This window comes from Streptomyces sp. NBC_00457 (assembly GCF_036014015.1).
GTDB lineage: Bacteria > Actinomycetota > Actinomycetes > Streptomycetales > Streptomycetaceae > Streptomyces.
The window spans coordinates 10470973-10489804 of the sequence record NZ_CP107905.1; the positions used below are offsets into that span (position 1 = coordinate 10470973).

Here is an 18832-nt window from a genome sequence, read left to right on the forward strand (position 1 = left end):
CAGGGGCCCGGCCACAGGCCGGGCCCTCCCATCCCGCGGCTTCCCCCTCTCTCCCGCCCGCCCCGGCGCACTCACCTTCCAGGAGGACCGGCCATGAAGGTCGTCGTCGACATGAACAAGTGCCAGGACCACGGACAGTGCGTCTTCGCGGCCCCCGATGTCTTCCAGCTGGACGACAACGGACGGCTGGCCTACGTCAGCGACCCGGACGACACGCTGCGCGACGAGGTCGAGGAAGCCGCCGACGTCTGTCCGCTGCAGGCCATCCGGATCGAGGACTGAGCGGCATGACGACGCAGCGCATCATCGTCGCCGGGGCCTCCATGGGCGGCCTGCGCGCGGCCGAACAACTCCGCGGCGCCGGGTGGACCGGCGCGATCACCGTGATCGGTGACGAGCCCCACATGCCGTACAACCGGCCGCCTCTTTCCAAGGAAGTGCTGGCCGGGAAGGCGCCCTTCGAGTCCCTGGCCTTCACTCCCAAGGCGAGCACGGCCGACGTGGAGTGGCGGCTCGGTACGAGCGTCACGAGCGCCCGCCTCGCCGAGCGGGTCGTCGTGCTCGACAGCGGCGAGGAACTGCCCTTCGACGGACTGGTCGTCGCCACGGGCATGCGTCCCCGGCGCCTGCGCTGCGAGGGCCCCGCGGTCGGCCGTCACACCGTACGGACTCTCGGTGACGCTCAGGCCCTGCGGGCCGAGCTGACCCGGCCGGGCGCCCGGGTCGTCGTCATCGGTGCCGGGTTCATCGGCTGCGAGGTGGCCGCCACCGCGGTCGGCCTCGGCGTCACGGACGTCACCGTGGTCGACCCGCTGCCGCTGCCCATGGTCGGACCGCTCGGCGAGCTGCCGGCCCGCGCGCTGCTGGAGCGGCACGAGGAGCGCGGCGTGCGCTTCGCTCTCGGTGCGGGCGTCTGCGGATTCGAGGGCGAGGAGCACGTCACCGGGGTCGTACTGAGCGACGGGACGGTGCTCCCGGCCGATGTGGTCGTGGAGTCGGTCGGCTCCGTCGCCAACACCGAGTGGCTCGACGGCAACGGTCTCGACCTGACCGACGGCGTGCTCACGGACGAGCAGCTCCGGGTCGGCGGACTGCCGTACGTCGTCGCGGTCGGCGACGTCGCCCGCTTCCCCAACGCCCGCTACGACGGCGTACCGCGCCGGGTCGAGCACTGGTCGATCCCCAGCGACACGGCGAAGCACGCGGCCAAGGCGCTGGTGGCTCATCTCACGGGTGTGCAAGCCGAGTTGGCGCCGTTCGCGCCGCTGCCCACCTTCTGGAGCGACCAGCACGACTTCCGGTTGCAGTCCTTCGGTTCCCCCGTGCTCGGCCTCGCCGACATCCGCGTCCTGGACGGCGATCCGGATGGCGACATGCTCGTCGGCTACCACACCGAGGGCGGGCAGCTCGTCGGCGTCGTCGCCCTCGGCGGCCACGCCGTCGCCACCGGCGCCGCCCGCTACCGCGCCCAGCTGCTCAAGCAGCCCGTCCTCACCGCGTAAGGAACGAACGTCATGGCCAGCGTCCGTGGTTACTTCCACCCCAAGACGGCGACCGGTTCGTCGTCCCTGATCCCCTCGCCGCCCTGGCACTACTCCGGGGACCTGCTCACGATCGAGTACCGCACCGATCCCGCGCGCGTACGGGAGTTGCTGCCCGCTCCGCTGGAACTCGCCGAGGAGGACCCGGGCGCGGTCGCGCTGATCTGGGCCGACTGGCAGTCCTGCTCCGGTACGAAGGAGGAGCTGCTGGACCCGGTGCGCTCCCAGTACAAGGAGGCCTTCGCGGTCGTCCGCTGCTCGTACGAGGGGCAGACGTACTCGCGCTGCGTCCATATCTGGGTCGACAAGGACTTCGCGATCGCCCGCGGGCTGCACCAGGGCTACCCGAAGAAGCTCGGTTCGATCCACCAGACGCGTCCGCACCCCTACGGTCCGGCCCCGCGCATCAAGGCCGGGGCCCGCTTCGGCGCGACCCTCGCCGCCGCCGACCGACGCCTGGCCCAGACGGTGGTGACCCTGCGCGAGCCGTCCGAAACCAACGGCTTCGTCAACGGCCACCCGATGGCTCACCACCGCTGGCTGCCTTCCATAGAGAACGGCAAGGGCCTCGCGCTCGACGAGTTGATCGAGACCGGCGCCGCGTCCTTCGAGGCCGGACAGCCGTGGGTCGGCGACGCGGAACTGGAGCTGTTCGAGGCGCCGACCGAAGAGCTGGCCCGGCTGGAGATCCGGGAGCCGATCGCCGCGTACTACCGGCAGGTGGGCGTCGTCTGGGACGGCGGCCGACTGCTGGAGTCCGGCACCTCCGAGGCCGAGTAACCCCCTTACGCACCAGAAGACCTGGAGACCGGACATGACCGAACACATCACCACGGTGGCCGGCGTCGCCGTCGACACCCGGCACTGGATCGGCGGCGAACGCGTGGCGTCCGCCGAGACGTTCACCGACGTGTCGCCGATCGACGGGGGCACCCTCGGGGAGATCTCCCGGGGCACGGCGACGGAGGCCGTGGCCGCCGTCGCCGCCGCTCGCGCCGCCTTTCCTGCCTGGGCCGCCACATCGCGTGCCGAGCGCGCCCGGATCCTGCACGCCATCGCCGACGGAGTCGACAAGCGCATCGAGGACCTCGCCAATGTCGAGACGCTCGACAACGGCGCCCTCCTGCGTTCCCACCGTCGCGGTGTGATGCCGCGTGTGGCGCACAACTTCCGCTTCTTCGCCGACTGGCTGCTGAAGCTGGAGCACGAGGACTTCGCCACCCGCGGCCACACCAACTACGTGAGCTGGGACCCGGCGGGCCCGTGCGTGCTGATCACGCCGTGGAACGCCCCGCTGATGCTGGCCACCTGGAAGGTCGCCCCGGCACTGGCCGCCGGGAACACGGTGATCCTCAAGCCCGCCGAGTGGTCCCCGCTCACCGCTTCCCTGCTCGCCGACATCGCGGCCGAGGCCGGGCTGCCGGCCGGTGTCCTCAATGTCGTGCAGGGATACGGCGCCGAGGTCGGCAACCCTCTTGTCTCGCACCCGGATGTCCGCCGGATCAGCTTCACCGGTTCCGTGCCCACCGCCCAGCACATCGCCCGGGCGGCCGCTGCCAACCTCACCCCCCTCAGCCTCGAACTCGGCGGCAAATCACCGCTGTTGGTCTTCGCCGACGCGGACCTCGACCTCGCCGTGGACCTGGCGGTGGAGCAGTACGACAACGCCGGACAGGTCTGTCTGGCTGCGACCCGCATCCTCGTCGAGGAGACGGTCTCGGACGAGTTCACCCGCCGGTTCGTGGAGAAGGCGAGCCGGCTCAGGCAGGGCGATCCGCGTGACGAGGCCACCGACCTCGGCCCCAACATCCACCCGCGCCAGCTGGAGAAGATCGACGGCTTCGTGCGGCGTGCGCTGGAGGACGGGGCTCGCGCGGTCATCGGCGGCAAGCGCAAGGACGGCCTGTACTACGAGCCGACCCTCCTCACCGACGTCGCCCAGGACTCGGAGATCGTGCAGGAGGAGGTCTTCGGTCCGGTCCTGACGCTCCAGACCTTCGGCGACGAGGAAGAGGCGGTGCGCCTCGCCAACGACACGCGCTTCGGTCTGGCCGCCACCCTCGTCACCGGCGACCACGAGCGTGCCGAGCGGGTCACCGCGCAGCTGGTCGCGGGCACGGTCTGGGTCAACTGCTTCTTCGTACGCGACCTTCAGGCGCCCTTCGGCGGCTCCCGCCACTCGGGCGTCGGCCGCGAGGGCGGCACGTGGAGCTTCGACTTCTACTGCGACGTCAAGAACACCGTCACCGCGCCGAACGGATGGAGCAACCATGGGTGAGATCGTCGGGGCGGGCCTGCTTGCCCACGTCCCCACCATCGTGCTGCCGGAGGCCGACCGGCTGGAGCTGAACGCGGGCAAGGAGATCACCCTCGTCACCGGCTTGCGACAGCTCCGCGAGGACGTCTTCGACAGTGACGACTACGACACCGTCGTGGTCCTGGACTCGCACTGGGCCACCACCGTCGAGTTCGTCGTCACCGCCCAGCAGCGCAGGGCCGGACTGTTCACCTCCGAGGAACTGCCGCGCGGCATGTGCCGGATGCCCTACGACTTCCCGGGCGATCCGGAACTGGCCCACAACATCGCCCGGTTCGCCGACAAGCACGGCACCTGGATCACCGCGATCGACGATGAGTACCTGCCGGTCTACTACGCCACCACCAACCTGTGGAAGTTCCTCGGCGAGGGACTGCCCGACAAGCGATGGGTGACCATCGGCGTCTGCCAGACCGGCGACATGGAGGACCACCTGCGGCTCGGCCGCGCCCTGGCGGACGGTATCGCCGCCACCCCTGGCCGCCGCGTGCTGCTGATCGCCTCCGGCGCGCTGTCGCACACCTTCTGGCCGCTGCGCGAGCTTCGCGACCACGAGTCGAGCGACCCCGTCCACATCTTCACGCCCGAGGCCCGCGAGGCCGACTTCGAGCGCATCGCCTGGTTCAAGGAAGGCCGCCACGACAAGGTCCTCGACACCATGGACGAGTTCTGGAAGTACAAGCCCGAGGCCCGCTTTTACCACTACCTGATGATGGCCGGCGCCCTCGGCGAGCAGGCATGCGTCGCCAAGGCACGTCAGTACGGCGAGTACGAGAACTCCATCGGCACCGGCCAGGTCCACCTCTGGTTCGACCGCCCCGGCGAGGACTGGACCGGCACCGGCACGCCCGCACCCGCCTCCCCGCCCACCCCCCACAGCCGCTCCTAGAAAGGCCCGCCATGCCCGAATACCGCCGTGTCCTCCTCGACGGAGCCGCCGTCGAGACCGTCCGTGACGGTGACGAACTCGTCGCCGGGGACGGCCGCCGGGTCAAGATCGAGGACGCCCAGCACCTGCCGCCGGTCGTGCCGTCCAAGGTGGTCGCCGTTCACCTCAACCACCGCAGCCGGGTCGACGAGTTCCAGATCCAGCTGACCCCGACACCGACGTACTTCCACAAGCCGACCTCGGCCCTCAACTCCCACAAGGGCGCCATCGTCCGCCCCGAGGGCTGCAAATGGCTCAACTACGAGGGCGAGGTGGCGATCGTCATCGGCCGGACCGCGCGCAACGTCTCCCCGTCCGAGGCGGGCGAGTACATCGCGGGCTACACCGTCGCCAACGACTACGGCCTGCACGACTTCCGCGACACCGACGCCGGTTCGATGCTGCGGGTGAAGGGCTCTGACACCCTGTGTCCGCTCGGCCCGGGCCTGGTCACCGACTGGGACTTCCACGGCAAGTACCTGCGCACGTACGTCAACGGCGAGCTCGCACAGGACGGTTCGACGGACGAGATGGAGTGGGACATGCACTACCTCGTCGCCGACATCGCCCGCACCATCACCCTCCACCCCGGGGATGTACTGCTCTCCGGTACCCCGGCCAACTCCCGCCCCGTCCAGCCCGGCGACGTCGTCGAGGTCGAGGTCGAGGGTTTGGGGCGGCTCACCAACCACATCGTCACCGGCCCCGCCTCGATCCGTACGGACGTCGGAGCCCAGCCCACCGAATCGGAAGAGGTCCTGTCCACCGCGCTCGGCGGCGACTGGAAGTTCCGCGGTATCCGGCCCCCCAAGCGCTGATGCCCACCGTAGGCGGAGCCGTAGGGACGACGCCGCCGTACAGGTACGGGCCGGTAGGGTCGCACCCATGACCGAAGCCGCCAAGACCCCGGAGGGCCGCAGGCCGCGCAAGCGGCTGAACTACGGGGAGGGCCGGGAGGCCCTGCTCAACGCGGCCGTGCGGGTGGTGGCCCGGGGCGGTCTGCGCAGGCTCACCTATCGCGCGGTGGCGGAGGAGGCAGGAGTCACCCACGGTCTGGTCGTCCACCACTTCGGCTCCCGCGACGCGCTGATCGAGGAGGCGCTCGCCCACACCGTACGCACCAGCCTGAGCGTCAGCGCGGTCGAGCCGGGGACCGGCAAGGTGTCGGACTTCTCGGCCGGAGTGTCCGAGATGGTCACGGCCGATCCGGACACCCAGGTCTTCCAGTACGAGCTGCTGCTCGAATCCCGGCGGAGGCCCGAGCTGCTGCCGCTGATCCGCGGGCTGTACGACGAGTACTTCGACGCCACCGAGCGCGAGCTGTCCCGGATACTCCCCGAGGGCGCGAACCGTGCGATGACGCGGCTGGTCTTCGCCGCCCTGGACGGTCTCGTCCTGCACCAGCTCGTCCTGGGCGGAGGACCCGAGGTCACTGACGCGGCCATCGAGGAGCTCCGCTCCCTGCTGCGGTTGCTCGACGCCGACGGAGATGGCGAGAGTGCGGGCGACAGCGGCGACTGACTCGCCGACCTGCCTGCTGTGAGGCCCCGGGCGCTTGGCGCCCGGGGCCTCGTCCACCTCCCTAAAAAAGCCACTCAACCCCTTGTCATCTGGATAGTTCCAGCCCACTATGAGGCAACTCGTTTGGCTCGAAACGAAACCCCTCTCCCTTCCAGGCAGGTGATCCGCGTGGACAGTCAGACGGTCGAACCAACACAGACCGTGCAGAATCCCCCCGCTGCAGGCCGGCTCAAACCCAATTCCCTCGGTGTTCTGGGAATCGTCTTCTTCGTCCTCTCCGCGCAGGCGCCGCTGACCGGCATAGCCGGTGCCGTGCCCATCGCCGTCGCCATCGGCAACGGCGCGGGTGCGCCCGCCGCGTATGCCGCGGTCGGCGCCGTCATCCTGCTGTTCTCCGTCGGCTTCGTCGCCATGGGGCGCCATGTCGTGAACGCGGGCGCCTTCTACACCTACATCGGCAAGGGGCTCGGCCGCCGCATCGGCTCCGGGAGCGCAGGCGTCGCGCTGTTCGCCTACTGCGCGGTCCAGGCGGCCATGTACGGCCTGTACGGCTTCATCGTCAGCGGCCTGGTCGCGCAGTACACGGGGCTTGACGCGCCGTGGTGGGTCTGGGTCCTGGTCACCATGGTGATCGTCCAGATCCTCGGTGCCGCCGGGGTCGAGATGGGCGCCAAGATCCTCGCCGTCTTCGTCCTGGCCGAGTTCAGCATCCTGTTCGTCTTCGCCCTGGTGACCTTCTTCAAGGGCGGCGGCCCGGAGGGGCTGGGCTTCGCCCGCAGCTTCTCGCCTGACGCGGCCCTACAGGGGGCGCCAGGCGTGGCGCTGATGTTCGCCGTAGCGTCGATGTTCGGTTTCGAGGCGACCGCGATCTACGGCGAGGAGGCGCGGGAGCCCCGTAGGACCGTCCCCCGGGCCACGTACCTGTCCGTCGTGGTCGTCACCGTCTTCTTCGCCTTCACCTCGTGGATGCTGGTCTCCGCCCATGGTGCCTCGAACGCCACCGCGGCCGCCGAGAAGGCGCTGGAGAGCGGCGACGCCACGTCCTGGGTCTTCGCACCGATCACCGCGCAGTTCGGCGGCTGGGCGGGCGACGCGCTGCCGATCCTGCTGGCCACCTCCCTCTTCGCCGGCGTCCTCGCCTTCCACAACTCCGCGAACCGCTACCTGTTCTCGCTCGGCCGCGACGGTCTGCTGCCGCAAGGGCTGACCGCGATCAACCGACGCCACTCGCCCTGGGTTGCGGGCAGTGTGCAGACCGTGATCTCGCTCGCTCTGGTCATCCCCTTCGCGCTGCTGGGCAGGGACCCGGTGCTGAGCCTCTTCTCCTGGTTCAGCGGAGTCGCCGTGCTGGGAGTCATGCTTCTGTACTTCCTGACCTCCGTCTCGGTGGTCGTGTTCTTCCGCCGGGAACGGCTGGACACGCGCCCCTGGAACACGCTGATCGCCCCCGTCCTGGGTGCGCTCGGCATCGCCGGTGCCATCTGGCTGATCCTGGCCAACTTCACCACCCTCATCGGTGGGGACCAGGACACGGCGATGTGGCTGGAGCTCACCGTCCCGGCGGTCCTCGTCCTGGGCGTCATCGGAGCACGGCCGACCCGTGGCAGGACGACGGCCGACGGCTGAACCCGCGCCCCCTGCGGTGTGGCCGGCCCGGCGCTTGCCCTTCCCCTCGGGCCCGTACCGGCCACACCGACCTCTCCGGGCCGGGGGAGGGCTGGCCCCGAGTCCGGGGTGCGTGAAGAGGCCGTCAGTCGGCCGCCTACGCCACCCGTTCCACGAAGCCGTCGACCAAGCTGCGGGCGTCGGCACCGTCGATGGTCTGTTGTTTGGGATCAAACTTTATGCTGTGAGCTGGAGGCCACGCATGCTGGACATCACCCACGACGAATGGCTGCGCCGCGCCAAGGCACTGGACTTGTCCGGCGCGCACCACATCGACGGCGCCGACGAACCCGGGGGCGGACAGTCCTACGTGGCAGTCTCTCCCCGCGACGGGCAGGTGCTGGCGCACGTGGCCGACGCCCGGACTGCCGAGGTGGACGCCGCCGTGGCCGCCGCGCGCCGGGCCTTCGATTCGGGGCCGTGGCCACGCCTCGCACCTGCCGACCGGGGCCGGATCCTGCTGCGGATCGCCGATGTGCTGGAGGAGCAGCGTCACCGGCTGGCATTGACGGTCAGCCTGGAGATGGGTAAGCCGATCACGGACGCGTACGACATCGAACTGCGTGCCGCGATCAACACCTTCCGCTGGTACGGGCAGCTGGCCGACAAGCTCACCGACGAGTCGCCGCACACCGCGCCCGACGCGCTCGCCCTGGTCACCCGCGAACCGGCGGGCGTCGTCGGCGCGGTCGTCCCCTGGAACTTCCCCCTCACACTGGCGAGTTGGAAGGTCGCTCCGGCGCTCGCGGCCGGCTGCACCGTCGTGCTCAAACCGTCGGAGAACTCGCCGCTGTCCGCGTTGCTGCTCGGTCGACTGGCGACCGAGGCCGGGCTGCCGCCGGGCGTGCTCAACGTCGTCACCGGCGACGGGCCCACCGCCGGACGGGCGATCGGCCTCCACCCGGACGTCGACGTGCTGGCCTTCACCGGATCCACCGCCGTCGGGCGCCACTTCCTGCGGTACGCGGCCGACTCCAACCTCAAGCGCGTCTGGCTGGAGCTGGGCGGCAAGTCACCCAACATCATCCTCCCGGACGCACCCGACCTGGAGAAGGCCGCCGCCACCGCCGCCTGGGGCATCTTCTTCAACCAGGGCGAGATGTGCACGGCCCCTTCGCGGCTGCTCGTCCACTCCTCCATCGCCGAGCGCGTCACCGACACCATCGTGGCGCGGGCCCGGGAACTACGGATCGGTGACCCGCTCGACCCGGCGACCGAGATGGGGGCGCTGGTCGGCGAGCGCCACCTGGAGCGCGTACTGGACCACATCGGCACCGGCCTCCACGAGGGCGCGCGGCTGCGGGCCGGGGGCGGCCGCACACTCGCCGACACTGGCGGCAGTTACCTGCAGCCCACGGTCTTCGACCACGTGGACCCGGGCGTGCGGCTGGCCCGTGAGGAGATCTTCGGCCCCGTCCTGTCCGTGCTCACCTTCGACGACCTCGACGAGGCCGTCGCGCTCGCCAACGCCACCGAGTACGGCCTGGCCGCCGGGCTGTGGACCTCCGACCTGTCCACCGCCCACCAGGTCTCACGCGTGCTGAAGGCCGGCACGGTCTGGGTCAACTGCTACGAGGAGGGCGACCTGACCGTGCCCTTCGGCGGCGTGAAGCAGTCCGGCAACGGACGCGACAAGTCCGCCCACGCCATCGAGAAGTACACCGAACTCAAGACCACCTGGATCCAGCTGTGACGACGCCCGAGCGACCGCTGATCGCGATCCCCGCCCGCTTCGCCGCCTCCACCTCCGCGCTGCGCTACGCCGCCGAGGTCAACGCCCGCGCGCTGGTCGAGGCGGTCTGGCGGGCCGGCGGCGAACCGGCCACCATCCACCCCGCCGAGCCCACCGCCACCGGCGTGGCCGCCCGCCTCGCCCGCTTCGACGGCGTCCTCCTCCCCGGCGGCGGCGACCTCGCGCCGTACCGCTACGGCGCGACCGACACCCACGACAGCGTGTACGACGTCGACGACCTCCAGGACGGCTTCGACCTGGAGGTCGCCCGCCAGGCCATCGACCTGGGCCTGCCCCTGCTCGCGATCTGCCGCGGTCTCCAGGTCGTCAACACCGCCCTCGGCGGCACCCTCCACCAGGACATGGGCGGCCCGGACCGCGAGCACCGCCATGTCGTGCACCCGGTGGCGATCCGGCGCGGTTCGCTGCTGGAACAGGCCACGGGCGCCGAGAAGGTGGAGGCTTCCTGCTACCACCATCAGCGGGTCGACCGTACGGGCGCCGGCCTCACGATCACCGCCCGGGCCGCCGACGACACGGTGGAAGGTCTCGAACTGCCCGGAGTCCCCGGCTGGTTCGCCGCCGTCCAGTGGCACCCCGAGGACACCGCCCACGAAGACCCCGCCCAGCAGGGACTGTTCGACGCCCTCGTAGGCGCCGCACGCGACCGCCACTGACAGCACGAGAACCGGCCGCCGGAAGGCTGGGACCGCGGGGCTCGTCGTCGATGTGTCCGATGGCGGCCACACCTCCGCGTACCTGAGGGGACGCGAACGAGGGCGGGCGCTCCGCCGGCACAGCTGACGCGACGCCGGGACATCTGCTGGTCCCCGACAGGGAAGACGACCTGGACCGATGCGTCCCTGACACCGAGCGCGATGCCGGCCGTCATCGCGGCGGACTCCCGCTGAGTCCTGCCCCCGCTGCGCGGGCTCCGCTTCACGCCTTCGGCTTCGGACGGCGGCCACTGCGACGCAGGGCGGGCTCGGCACCATTCAGGAGGGCACGCCGACGTGCCTCGCCGTGCTCCTCGACCTGGAGCACAACTCGCCGTAGTCCGTCCGCGATGCTGCGGCATTCCTCGTCGTCGAGTTGCTCGGCGACGAATGCCTCCTCCTCGTTGAACTGCGGAAACACGCGCCGCATCAGTTCCTCGCCCTCGTCCGTGAGGCTGAGCAGAACCAGCCTCCCGTCGGTGGGATGACCGCTCCGCCGCACCAGCCCCCGCGCCTCCAGCGTGCGCGCGACCCCGGTGAGCGTGCCCTTGGAGATCCCCGCTTCCTCAGCCACATGGCGGGTCTCCGACTCGCCCCAGACCCAGACCACCCACAGCACGACGAACGCCGTCCAGGTCAGATCGGATCCGCGGAGTACGGAGTTCTCCAGATGCTGCCGGACCGCCGAGGCCGCCCGGTAGATGTTGGCCACGACAGCCATCTGCTCATGGCGGATCGGGATGCCGCCGAGCTTCGCATCGGCCAGCTTCTCGGCTTCGGTGATGGATCGTTGGCCGGGCACGGGCACACCCCTTCGACGTCCTGCGACGCACTGGATCGACATTACCGTTCGGTCCCAAATTGTACGAAGGCCGGGGTGGGGGAGCGCTCGGCCGTCAGCCGCCGATGTGCCCATGGGCGGTTTCGCACAGAGCTGATCACCAACGTCATCGCTCCAGGAGACGGCAGCGGATCCTCGCCCTTTCGTGCGTCTGCAGGACGAGCTGCTGAGGCGTTCGGACTGCCGCAGTTTCCGCTGTGGGCGACCCTCTCTGTCCAGCCCTGGCCCGCGTGCTCAGATCATGAGGTGCTGGTCTGCAACCCCGCGATGAGTCCGTCGAGTATCCGCAACTGGCGGGCGGGTGTGGTCAGGCGAGCCGCGAAGATCGCGTTGATCTGGAGTCCCATCAGCGTGGCCATCACAAGGTCCAAGAACGCATCGAGATCGCAGGACGGGTTGATCTCTCCTGCTTCAGCAGCAGTGCGCAGATACGAGAGCATCTGATCGCGCCACCGCGATATTGCCTGGTCGTAGACGTCGATCAGTTCCTCATCGGCCACCGCGTAGTTCCAGAAGCCGATGACAACGCGGGCCTCATTGAGACGCTCGTCGTCCAGGGGCATGATCTCGACGCAGAACTTGCGGAACGCGTCCACGCCGTCGACGCCGGCGATGGTGCGGGCGGCCCGCTGCTCGGTGGCTGCGTTGGCGCGCTCCAGCGCCGCCCGCAGAATGGCTGCTTTGGTCGGAAAGTACCGTGCGAGCGCACCGTTGGTGAACCCTGCTTCGGCGGCGAGATCCCGCATGTTCAGCGCCGCGAATCCTCGCCGCGCGACAAGGCGCCAGACAGCCTCGATGATCTCTTCGCGCCGCGCATCGTGGTCCACGATCTTGGGCATGGTGACACCTTACCAACGGGTAGACCAGGCCTGTGACCTGGTGAATCTCTTACGTCACCTTCTCGCGGAGGGGCGCACGGAGCGGGGGTGAGCAGCTGCCCTGCCCGGTCGCGTGAGAGAGGTCCAGATGGCGCCCCCCTTCCCAGTAACCGCATGAGGGACTACGTTGGAGCTATTAATCTACAACTGTAGACGGACGTGCTCTGGTGACACCAGTCGGTATGACGGCATCGAGGCCCTCTGAATCCGGTACCGGCCACCTCACCCTGGGCACCTGATTGCCCAGGTAGGCGTCCAGCCCTCGTCATGACCATCACCACCTCATAGGACAGAGCATGCCTGATCTTGAGCCAGATGAATTCCGCCGCCAGGGCCACCAGTTGGTGGACTGGGTTGCCCGATACCGTGCCTCGCTCCCTTCCCTGCGCGTGCAGCCGAATGTCTCACCGGGCTCCGTGAAGGCTCAGCTTCCTCGTGAACTGCCTGAGCAGCCGTCCCAGGCGCTGGGCGATGATCTCATCGCCCTGCTGAACGACGTGGTCGTTCCCTCGTCGCTCCACTGGCAGCATCCGGGCTTCTTCGGCTACTTCCCAGCGAACGCGTCACTGCTGTCGCTCCTCGGTGACATCGCATCGGGCGGTATCGGAGCGCAGGGAATGCTCTGGTCAACATCGCCGGCCGGGACGGAGATCGAACAGGTCCTGCTCGACGGCCTGGCAGACGCGCTGGGCCTTGGTGGCGAGTTCACTTTCGCCGGGGGCGGAGGCGGTTCGCTGCAGGATTCGGCCTCGTCGGCATCATTGGCTGCGCTGCTGGCCGCGCTGCAGCGCAGCAACCCGGACTGGCGCGAACGCGGCGTGGACGGCACCGAGACGGTGTACGTCACTGCCGAGACCCACTCGTCGCTGGCCAAGGCCGTGCGTGTGGCCGGGCTCGGTGCGCGAGCACTGCGGATCGTCCCTTTTACCCAGGGCACGCTGTCCATGTCGGCGGATGCCCTGGCAGACATGCTGGCCAAGGACGCAGCCGCCGGAAAGAGGCCGGTCATGGTCTGTCCGACCGTGGGCACAACCGGCACGGGTGCCATCGACCCCGTCAGAGACGTCGCCCTGGCAGCGCGTGAGTACGAGGCTTGGGTGCACGTCGACGCCGCGTGGGCGGGAGTCGCGGCGTTGTGTCCCGAGTTCCGCTGGCTCCTGGACGGCGTGAACCTTGCCGACTCGTTCTGCACCGACGCGCACAAGTGGTTCTACACCGCCTTCGACGCCTCGTTCATGTGGGTCAGGGATGCCGGCGTGCTGCCGACAGCGCTGTCCATCACGCCGGAGTACCTGCGTAACGCTGCGACGGAATCGGGCGAAGTCGTTGATTACCGCGACTGGCAGGTTCCGCTGGGCCGTCGTATGCGTGCGTTGAAGATCTGGTCGGTGGTGCACGGCGCAGGACTGGAAGGCCTGCGCGAAAGCATCCGCGGCCACGTCGCCATGGCCGACTCCCTGGCCGCCAGGATCGAGAGCGAGCCGGGCTTCGCCCTGGCCGCCCCGCCGTCACTGGCACTCGTATGTCTGTACCTCGTCGACCGGGGCGGTCGCCCCGACGACGCCGCCACCAAGGCGGCAATGGAGGCGGTCAACGCCGAAGGGCATTCCTTCCTCACGCACACATCGGTCAACGGTCACTTCGCGATTCGCGTCGCAATCGGCGCGACGACGACGCTGCCCGACCACATCGACACCCTGTGGGACTCGCTTCGCAAGGCCGCTCGCCAGAGCGGTGGGTGACGTAACCACCGGCATCGTGGAGTTGACCGGCAAAAGGTTGCAGCTGGGTCAGCTGATCCCGGCCGGTTGAACGGTGTGAAGGTCATCGGGGTCGATGAGCACGCCCGGTGCGCGGCGGTACGGGTCCAGCGAGGCTGCTGGACATGTAGACGGCCCTTTGGGTCGGGGACTGGAACGGAGCGTCAGCCACCGCGCCAGTCCCCGACCCTACTCAGACGAGACATCCGCGATCTGCACCAGTGCGTCGTCGCGCCCCGCACTGGTGAGTTCTGCCGCGTCCGGCAGCGACATTGGCTCCGGCGAGGGCAGGTGCACGATGGTCACGGTGCCCGCCGTGTCGCGGTCGGCCCAGGCGCAGAACGTCAGCGTGAACCGGCGGTCGGGTTGCTCGTCGGTGCCCTTGAGGTGCTGGCACATGAGCGATACCTCTTCGTCGCCGAAGGACGACGGGGCACCGACGAACGCGCGGTCGGCACCTGCGGACGGCAGCAAGGTGGATCTTGCTGGTCTGCCCGCAGGTGCTGGGGCGGACCGGCGTCGGCTGCCCGATCAGGGACAGCGATCTTCTTCGCGTACCCGCTCAGATCGGTCAACGGCGCACCCGATAGCGCAGGTGAAGCACCCGGTTGCCCTGAATCACCACGTCAGGATCTTCCAACAGGTGCTGCGCGTCGACCGACCCGAAGTAGCGCTTGCCGGACCCGAGCACGACGGGTACGACGTCCATGCGCACCTCGTCGACCAGGCCCGCGGCAAGCACCTGGCCACCGACGTCGCCGGCGGCGACCTCGACGATGCGGTCACCCGCAAGCTCCTGCGCCTTGGCCACGGCTGCCTCGACGCCGTCGACGAAGTGAAACGGCGCCTCGGGGTCCCAGCCCTCGGGCTCCGGCCGGTGCGTTACGACGACCACGTGGTCGACCCCGCCCGGAGGCTTCCCGTCCCAGCCGTCCGTCATGTCGAAGACGTGGCGGCCGACGATTGTCGCCCCGATCTGGTCCCAGTACGGCCGGGTGTAGTCGTAGGACGTCTGTGACACCTTCACGTAGCCGCTCTCGTCCAACGGGACGTCACCGCTGGTCAACCAGTCGAACAGCGGTCCGGGCTGGTCGTTCTCGTCCGCGACGAAGCCGTCCACCGACACCGAGGCGTACATGACCACCTTGCCCACGGGGCTCTCCTCTGCTTTGGGGTGCCCCAAATTAGCGTGTCGTGAGCTGTCGCTCTTGTAAGAAATCAATCGGCCGGCAGCGGCCAGCCGTCCAGCGCGTGGCCGGGATGTTCGCGCAGGAACCGCCGCCGGACTTCGACGTACCGGGTCGGCGTGAGCCCGGTGAACGCCCGGAACTCGTGGCCGAAGTGGGCCTGGTCGAAGTAGCCTGCGCCACCGGCGAGATCGGCCCAGTCGATCGGTCCGGCGGGGTTGATCGAGAGCACGGTGGAGGCGAAGCGGTAGCTGCGGGCCAGCCGCTTGGGCGTGACGCCGATGAGCTCCTTGAACCGCTGTGCAAGGTGAGTGCTGCTGACACCGGCTGCCACGCTCAGGTCGCCGATCGCGACCGCCCCGCTGGTCGCCGCGATGACGCTGCTGGTATGGCGGACCAGCCCCAGGCCGGCTGTCTCGCACAGCCGTCGCATCAGCTCCTCCTCGAGCAGCGTCAGCATCTCGTGCGGTCCGTCCGCCATGGCCAGCCGGTCTCGCAGCTCAGCAACGGAGGACCGGCCCCAAACCTGCTCTGTCGTCACCGGCCGGTCGCACAGCTCGCTCGCAGGCATCGGCAGGAACGGTGCCACCCCCCACGGCTTGAAGTGCACGCCGACGGACCGGGTCCGGAGTGGGTAGCCGAACTCCAACGCGCGGGTGGGCGTGGTGACCAGGCAGCCATCGGCGTACTCGGCCGTCTCGATGTCGGTGCCGGCACGGATGCGGAACGGCGCCCCGAGGTTGACGATGAGGAACGCCGCCGGCGACGGCGGCAGCGTCAACCGAGCGTACGGCGACGCACCCTCCAGGTAATAAAGGTCGTCGATCAGCCCGTCCAGCGGCGGTCGCGGCACTCGGGACACGTACTCCACGCCCACAGTGTCGCCGACGCCCCGCCGGCATCGCGCGCCGGGATGGTCCAGCCGCCCTGCCGCCGGCATCGAGCCGGCGCCGATCCCGGACGCGCGCCCGGCCGCGGACATCTGCGTGGGCTACGCGTGCCGCGTGAGCGATGGAGGATTCTCCGCCCTCCAGTGTCGCCCTGCGCATGGGGGAGGCGCTGAACCAACCCTCTGCTGCGTCACCGTGCCCTGCTGTGCGGCCGCGGGCTGTTCGCCGCCAAAGTCGGCTACGTGGCCCTCGCGCGGTCCCGGGCCGCGGCCTCCGCGTACGCGACGTCCCGGTGACCGGTTGGTGATCAGTCCTTGCCCATCTGGTCCTCGGCCGACAGGTGTTGCACGGTCCTGCCGGTTTCGGTGAACGTCCGTGTCACATGGCCCGAGGAGTACACCCACAGAATGCGCAGCGGGATGACGCCGATGTTGCGGAAGAGATGCGGGACCGGTGAGGGAATGTAGGTGGTGTCGAACCTCTCCAGCCTGGTCACCTCGCCGTCCACCCAGACCTCCGCCTCGCCCTCGATGACCGTCACGTGCTCGTCGCAGTTGTGCGAGTGCAACGGCGCGCAGGAGCCCACCGGGTACACGCTCATCCCGCTGGTGATGCGGTTCTCCCCGCCCGCCGAGGGCGTGGTGATCATACGACGGGGGCTTCGCCGCTTGGTTCACGGCCTGATGCGGAAGAGGTAGTTGCGCGGATCCCGAGCCCGGGGAATCGGGAATGGCTGGCGTCACGGGGTCTCGTAGGCCGGAAACCCGGAGGACCGGAGGCGACCGGCGCTGTTATCGTGATCGTCATGGCACGAGGTATCTGGTCGCAGAAGGTTCGCTCCGCCCGCTGACGGCGGCGCCTTCTCCCTGTTGAATCAGCGCTCGCCGTCCCGGTTCCCGCCGGGCGGCCACTTCTTGCTGCCCGGCTCGACTGCGAGCTGCGGAGCATCCGTTGAACCTCAATCCGACCCCCGAAACCATGTCCCTGCCCGTCGAGGCGGGCGGTAGTGCGCACATCCGGGCCGAGAGCGTCACCGTCACCCGCGGGTCCCGGCGTGTCCTGACCGACGTCTCGGTCACGGTCTCCGCCCGGTCACGGGTCGCCGTCGTCGGCGAGAACGGCCGTGGCAAGACGACTCTGCTGCACGTCCTCGCCGGACTCATCACGCCCGACGAGGGCAGCGTGCACCGTGCCGGTACGACCGGTCTGGCCCGCCAGGAGCTGTCCACGCGGGACGGCGCGACCGTAGGCACCCTGACGTCGCAGGCGCTGGCCGCGTCGCTCGCGGCTCTCGCCGCGCTGGACGAGGCGACCGTCGCCATGTCGGACGGCGATCCCGCTGCCGACGACCGCTACGCCGCCGCGCTCGACGCCGCCACCCGGCTCGATGCGTGGGACGCCGAACGCCGCGTCGATGTCGCCCTCGAAGCCCTCGGCGCCTGCACCGAACGCGACCGTCCGCTGTCGACGCTGTCGGTCGGACAGCGTTACCGAGTCCGGCTGGCGTGCCTGCTCGGCGCGCGGCACGACGTCCTGCTGCTCGACGAGCCCACCAACCACCTGGACGCGGACGGGCTGGACTTCCTCACCCGCAGGCTGCGTGAGCACGAGGGCGGCCTTGCCGTCGTGAGCCACGACCGGGCACTGCTGCGCGATGTCGCGGACCGGTTCCTCGACCTGGACCCGACCCGCGACGGGAGGCCGCGTCTGTACGCCGGCGGCTACGACGGCTGGCAGGACGCCCGGCGTCGTGAGCGTGCGCGCTGGGAGCAGGACCACGAGGAACAGCTGGCCGAGCACCGGCGGCTGAAGGACGCGGTGTCGAAGGCCCGCGACCGGCTCTCCACCGGCTGGCGGCCGGACAAGGGGACCGGCAAGCACCAGCGCCAGTCCCGCGCACCGGGCGTCGTGCAGTCCCTCAACCGGCAGCAGGAAGCGCTTCAGGCGCACCGGATCGACGTACCGGAGCCGCCGTCGCCGTTGCGGTGGCCGGACCTCGATGTCCGCCCGGGTGCGCCGCAGCTGCGGGCGTACGGCATCGCCGTCGAAGGCCGACTGGCCGGTCCGGTCGACCTCACCCTCGACGGCGGTGACCGGCTGCTCGTCACCGGACCCAACGGTGCCGGGAAGTCCACGCTGCTCGCAGTGCTGGACGGTTCGCTCCAGCCCACCGGCGGGCACGTCCGGACGGCGAACGGCGCACGGATCGTCCGGGTCACCCAGGAGACCGCCCACCAGGACCTAGGACTCACCGCCCGCGAAGTGCACGCCCGCCACGTTGGCCGACTGGTGGCCCACGGGGTGCTCCGCGAAGCCGAGGCCGTCCCGCTCGGGGCACTGGGTCTGCTGGACTCCGAGGCGATGCGCACACCGGTCGGGCGGATGTCGCAGGGGCAGCAGCGGCGCCTCGACCTGGCGCTGGCGCTGGCCGGTCGGCCCGGGCTGATCCTGCTCGACGAACCGACAAACCACCTGTCACCGGCACTGGTCGACGAACTCACCGACGCGATCCGCCACACGAGCGCCGCCGTCGTCGTCGCCACGCACGACCGCCAGCTGCTGCGTGACCTCGCCAACTGGCCGCGTCTGGAGGTGGGCGGACCTGCGGCACCTGCAGCTGGAACACCGTGAGCCGATCGGCGTTCGCTTCGATGAACTCCCGTAGTGGGGCGGTCAGATGGATGCGTACGATGTCCCGGCCGAGCTGATGCGGGTGCGATGGCGGGCTGGGCGGCTGGGGCCGGCCCGTCGGCGTGGAAGCGGTGCTTCCTGAACCCGTCGGCGGATGGCTTCCCTGCACGCGCGAACGGGTCGGGCACTTCGGCTTGTTGTGTCGAGTGTGGACGTGACGGGCGT

18 protein-coding genes are annotated in these 18832 nt (G+C 69.7%); 12 read left to right on the forward strand and 6 right to left on the reverse strand.

Annotated elements, in window-relative coordinates; genetic code table 11:
- Positions 1-93: 93 nt before the first annotated feature.
- The 10 genes from OG828_RS47820 to OG828_RS47865 all read left to right on the forward strand — a co-directional run bounded on the left by OG828_RS47820 (position 94) and on the right by OG828_RS47865 (position 10381).
- Complete coding sequence (locus OG828_RS47820; protein ID WP_266447280.1) at positions 94-282, forward strand: ferredoxin; 189 nt, start codon at positions 94-96, stop codon at positions 280-282.
- A 5-nt stretch (positions 283-287) separates the two neighbouring features.
- Positions 288-1502, forward strand: coding sequence for an NAD(P)/FAD-dependent oxidoreductase (locus OG828_RS47825; RefSeq protein ID WP_328504746.1), 1215 nt, complete (start codon positions 288-290; stop codon positions 1500-1502).
- Between the two features lie 12 nt (positions 1503-1514).
- Complete coding sequence (locus tag OG828_RS47830; RefSeq protein ID WP_328371382.1) at positions 1515-2321, forward strand: acetoacetate decarboxylase family protein; 807 nt, start codon at positions 1515-1517, stop codon at positions 2319-2321.
- Between the two features lie 34 nt (positions 2322-2355).
- A complete protein-coding gene (locus OG828_RS47835; RefSeq protein WP_328371384.1) occupies positions 2356-3819 on the forward strand; it encodes an aldehyde dehydrogenase in 1464 nt (487 codons plus the stop codon).
- Entirely contained in the window at positions 3812-4747 is a 936-nt protein-coding gene (locus tag OG828_RS47840; RefSeq protein ID WP_328371387.1) for a 3,4-dihydroxyphenylacetate 2,3-dioxygenase, read from the forward strand. Before OG828_RS47835 ends, OG828_RS47840 begins: the two co-directional genes overlap by 8 nt.
- Before the next feature lie 11 nt (positions 4748-4758).
- A complete protein-coding gene (locus OG828_RS47845) occupies positions 4759-5604 on the forward strand; it encodes a fumarylacetoacetate hydrolase family protein (RefSeq protein WP_328504747.1) in 846 nt (281 codons plus the stop codon).
- A gap of 67 nt (positions 5605-5671) precedes the next feature.
- A complete protein-coding gene (locus OG828_RS47850) occupies positions 5672-6307 on the forward strand; it encodes a TetR/AcrR family transcriptional regulator (protein WP_328371391.1) in 636 nt (211 codons plus the stop codon).
- Between the two features lie 168 nt (positions 6308-6475).
- Positions 6476-7933, forward strand: coding sequence for an APC family permease (locus OG828_RS47855; protein WP_328504748.1), 1458 nt, complete (start codon positions 6476-6478; stop codon positions 7931-7933).
- Between the two features lie 241 nt (positions 7934-8174).
- A complete protein-coding gene (locus OG828_RS47860) occupies positions 8175-9665 on the forward strand; it encodes an aldehyde dehydrogenase (RefSeq protein ID WP_328504749.1) in 1491 nt (496 codons plus the stop codon).
- Positions 9662-10381: a gamma-glutamyl-gamma-aminobutyrate hydrolase family protein gene (locus tag OG828_RS47865; protein ID WP_328371400.1), complete on the forward strand. Its 720-nt coding sequence runs from the start codon at positions 9662-9664 to the stop codon at positions 10379-10381. The genes OG828_RS47860 and OG828_RS47865 overlap by 4 nt, the downstream gene beginning before the upstream one ends.
- Before the next feature lie 262 nt (positions 10382-10643).
- On the opposite strand, the gene OG828_RS47870 is transcribed toward OG828_RS47865, so the two are convergent.
- Together OG828_RS47870 and OG828_RS47875 are read right to left on the reverse strand one after the other, a co-directional pair.
- Positions 10644-11222, reverse strand: coding sequence for a MarR family winged helix-turn-helix transcriptional regulator (locus OG828_RS47870; RefSeq protein WP_328371403.1), 579 nt, complete (start codon positions 11220-11222; stop codon positions 10644-10646).
- Between the two features lie 278 nt (positions 11223-11500).
- Positions 11501-12100 (reverse strand): TetR/AcrR family transcriptional regulator, encoded by a 600-nt coding sequence (locus OG828_RS47875; protein WP_328504750.1) that lies wholly within the window; start codon positions 12098-12100, stop codon positions 11501-11503.
- Positions 12101-12435: 335 nt separating this feature from the next.
- Between OG828_RS47875 and OG828_RS47880 the strand changes: the two genes are divergently transcribed.
- Positions 12436-13881 (forward strand): pyridoxal phosphate-dependent decarboxylase family protein, encoded by a 1446-nt coding sequence (locus OG828_RS47880; RefSeq protein ID WP_328442244.1) that lies wholly within the window; start codon positions 12436-12438, stop codon positions 13879-13881.
- Positions 13882-14088: 207 nt separating this feature from the next.
- Here the strand turns inward: OG828_RS47880 and OG828_RS47885 are convergent, their stop codons facing one another.
- The 4 genes from OG828_RS47885 to OG828_RS47900 all read right to left on the reverse strand — a co-directional run bounded on the left by OG828_RS47885 (position 14089) and on the right by OG828_RS47900 (position 16625).
- A complete protein-coding gene (locus tag OG828_RS47885) occupies positions 14089-14373 on the reverse strand; it encodes a hypothetical protein (protein ID WP_328504751.1) in 285 nt (94 codons plus the stop codon).
- A 97-nt stretch (positions 14374-14470) separates the two neighbouring features.
- Positions 14471-15052 (reverse strand): dihydrofolate reductase family protein, encoded by a 582-nt coding sequence (locus OG828_RS47890; RefSeq protein ID WP_328442246.1) that lies wholly within the window; start codon positions 15050-15052, stop codon positions 14471-14473.
- Between the two features lie 65 nt (positions 15053-15117).
- Positions 15118-15957, reverse strand: a complete 840-nt coding sequence (locus OG828_RS47895) for a helix-turn-helix domain-containing protein (protein WP_328504752.1) — start codon at positions 15955-15957, stop codon at positions 15118-15120.
- Positions 15958-16283: 326 nt separating this feature from the next.
- Complete coding sequence (locus OG828_RS47900; RefSeq protein WP_328504753.1) at positions 16284-16625, reverse strand: cupin domain-containing protein; 342 nt, start codon at positions 16623-16625, stop codon at positions 16284-16286.
- 302 nt (positions 16626-16927) lie between these two features.
- Between OG828_RS47900 and OG828_RS47905 the strand changes: the two genes are divergently transcribed.
- Entirely contained in the window at positions 16928-18607 is a 1680-nt protein-coding gene (locus tag OG828_RS47905) for an ABC-F family ATP-binding cassette domain-containing protein (RefSeq protein ID WP_328504754.1), read from the forward strand.
- Positions 18608-18832 lie beyond the last annotated feature (225 nt).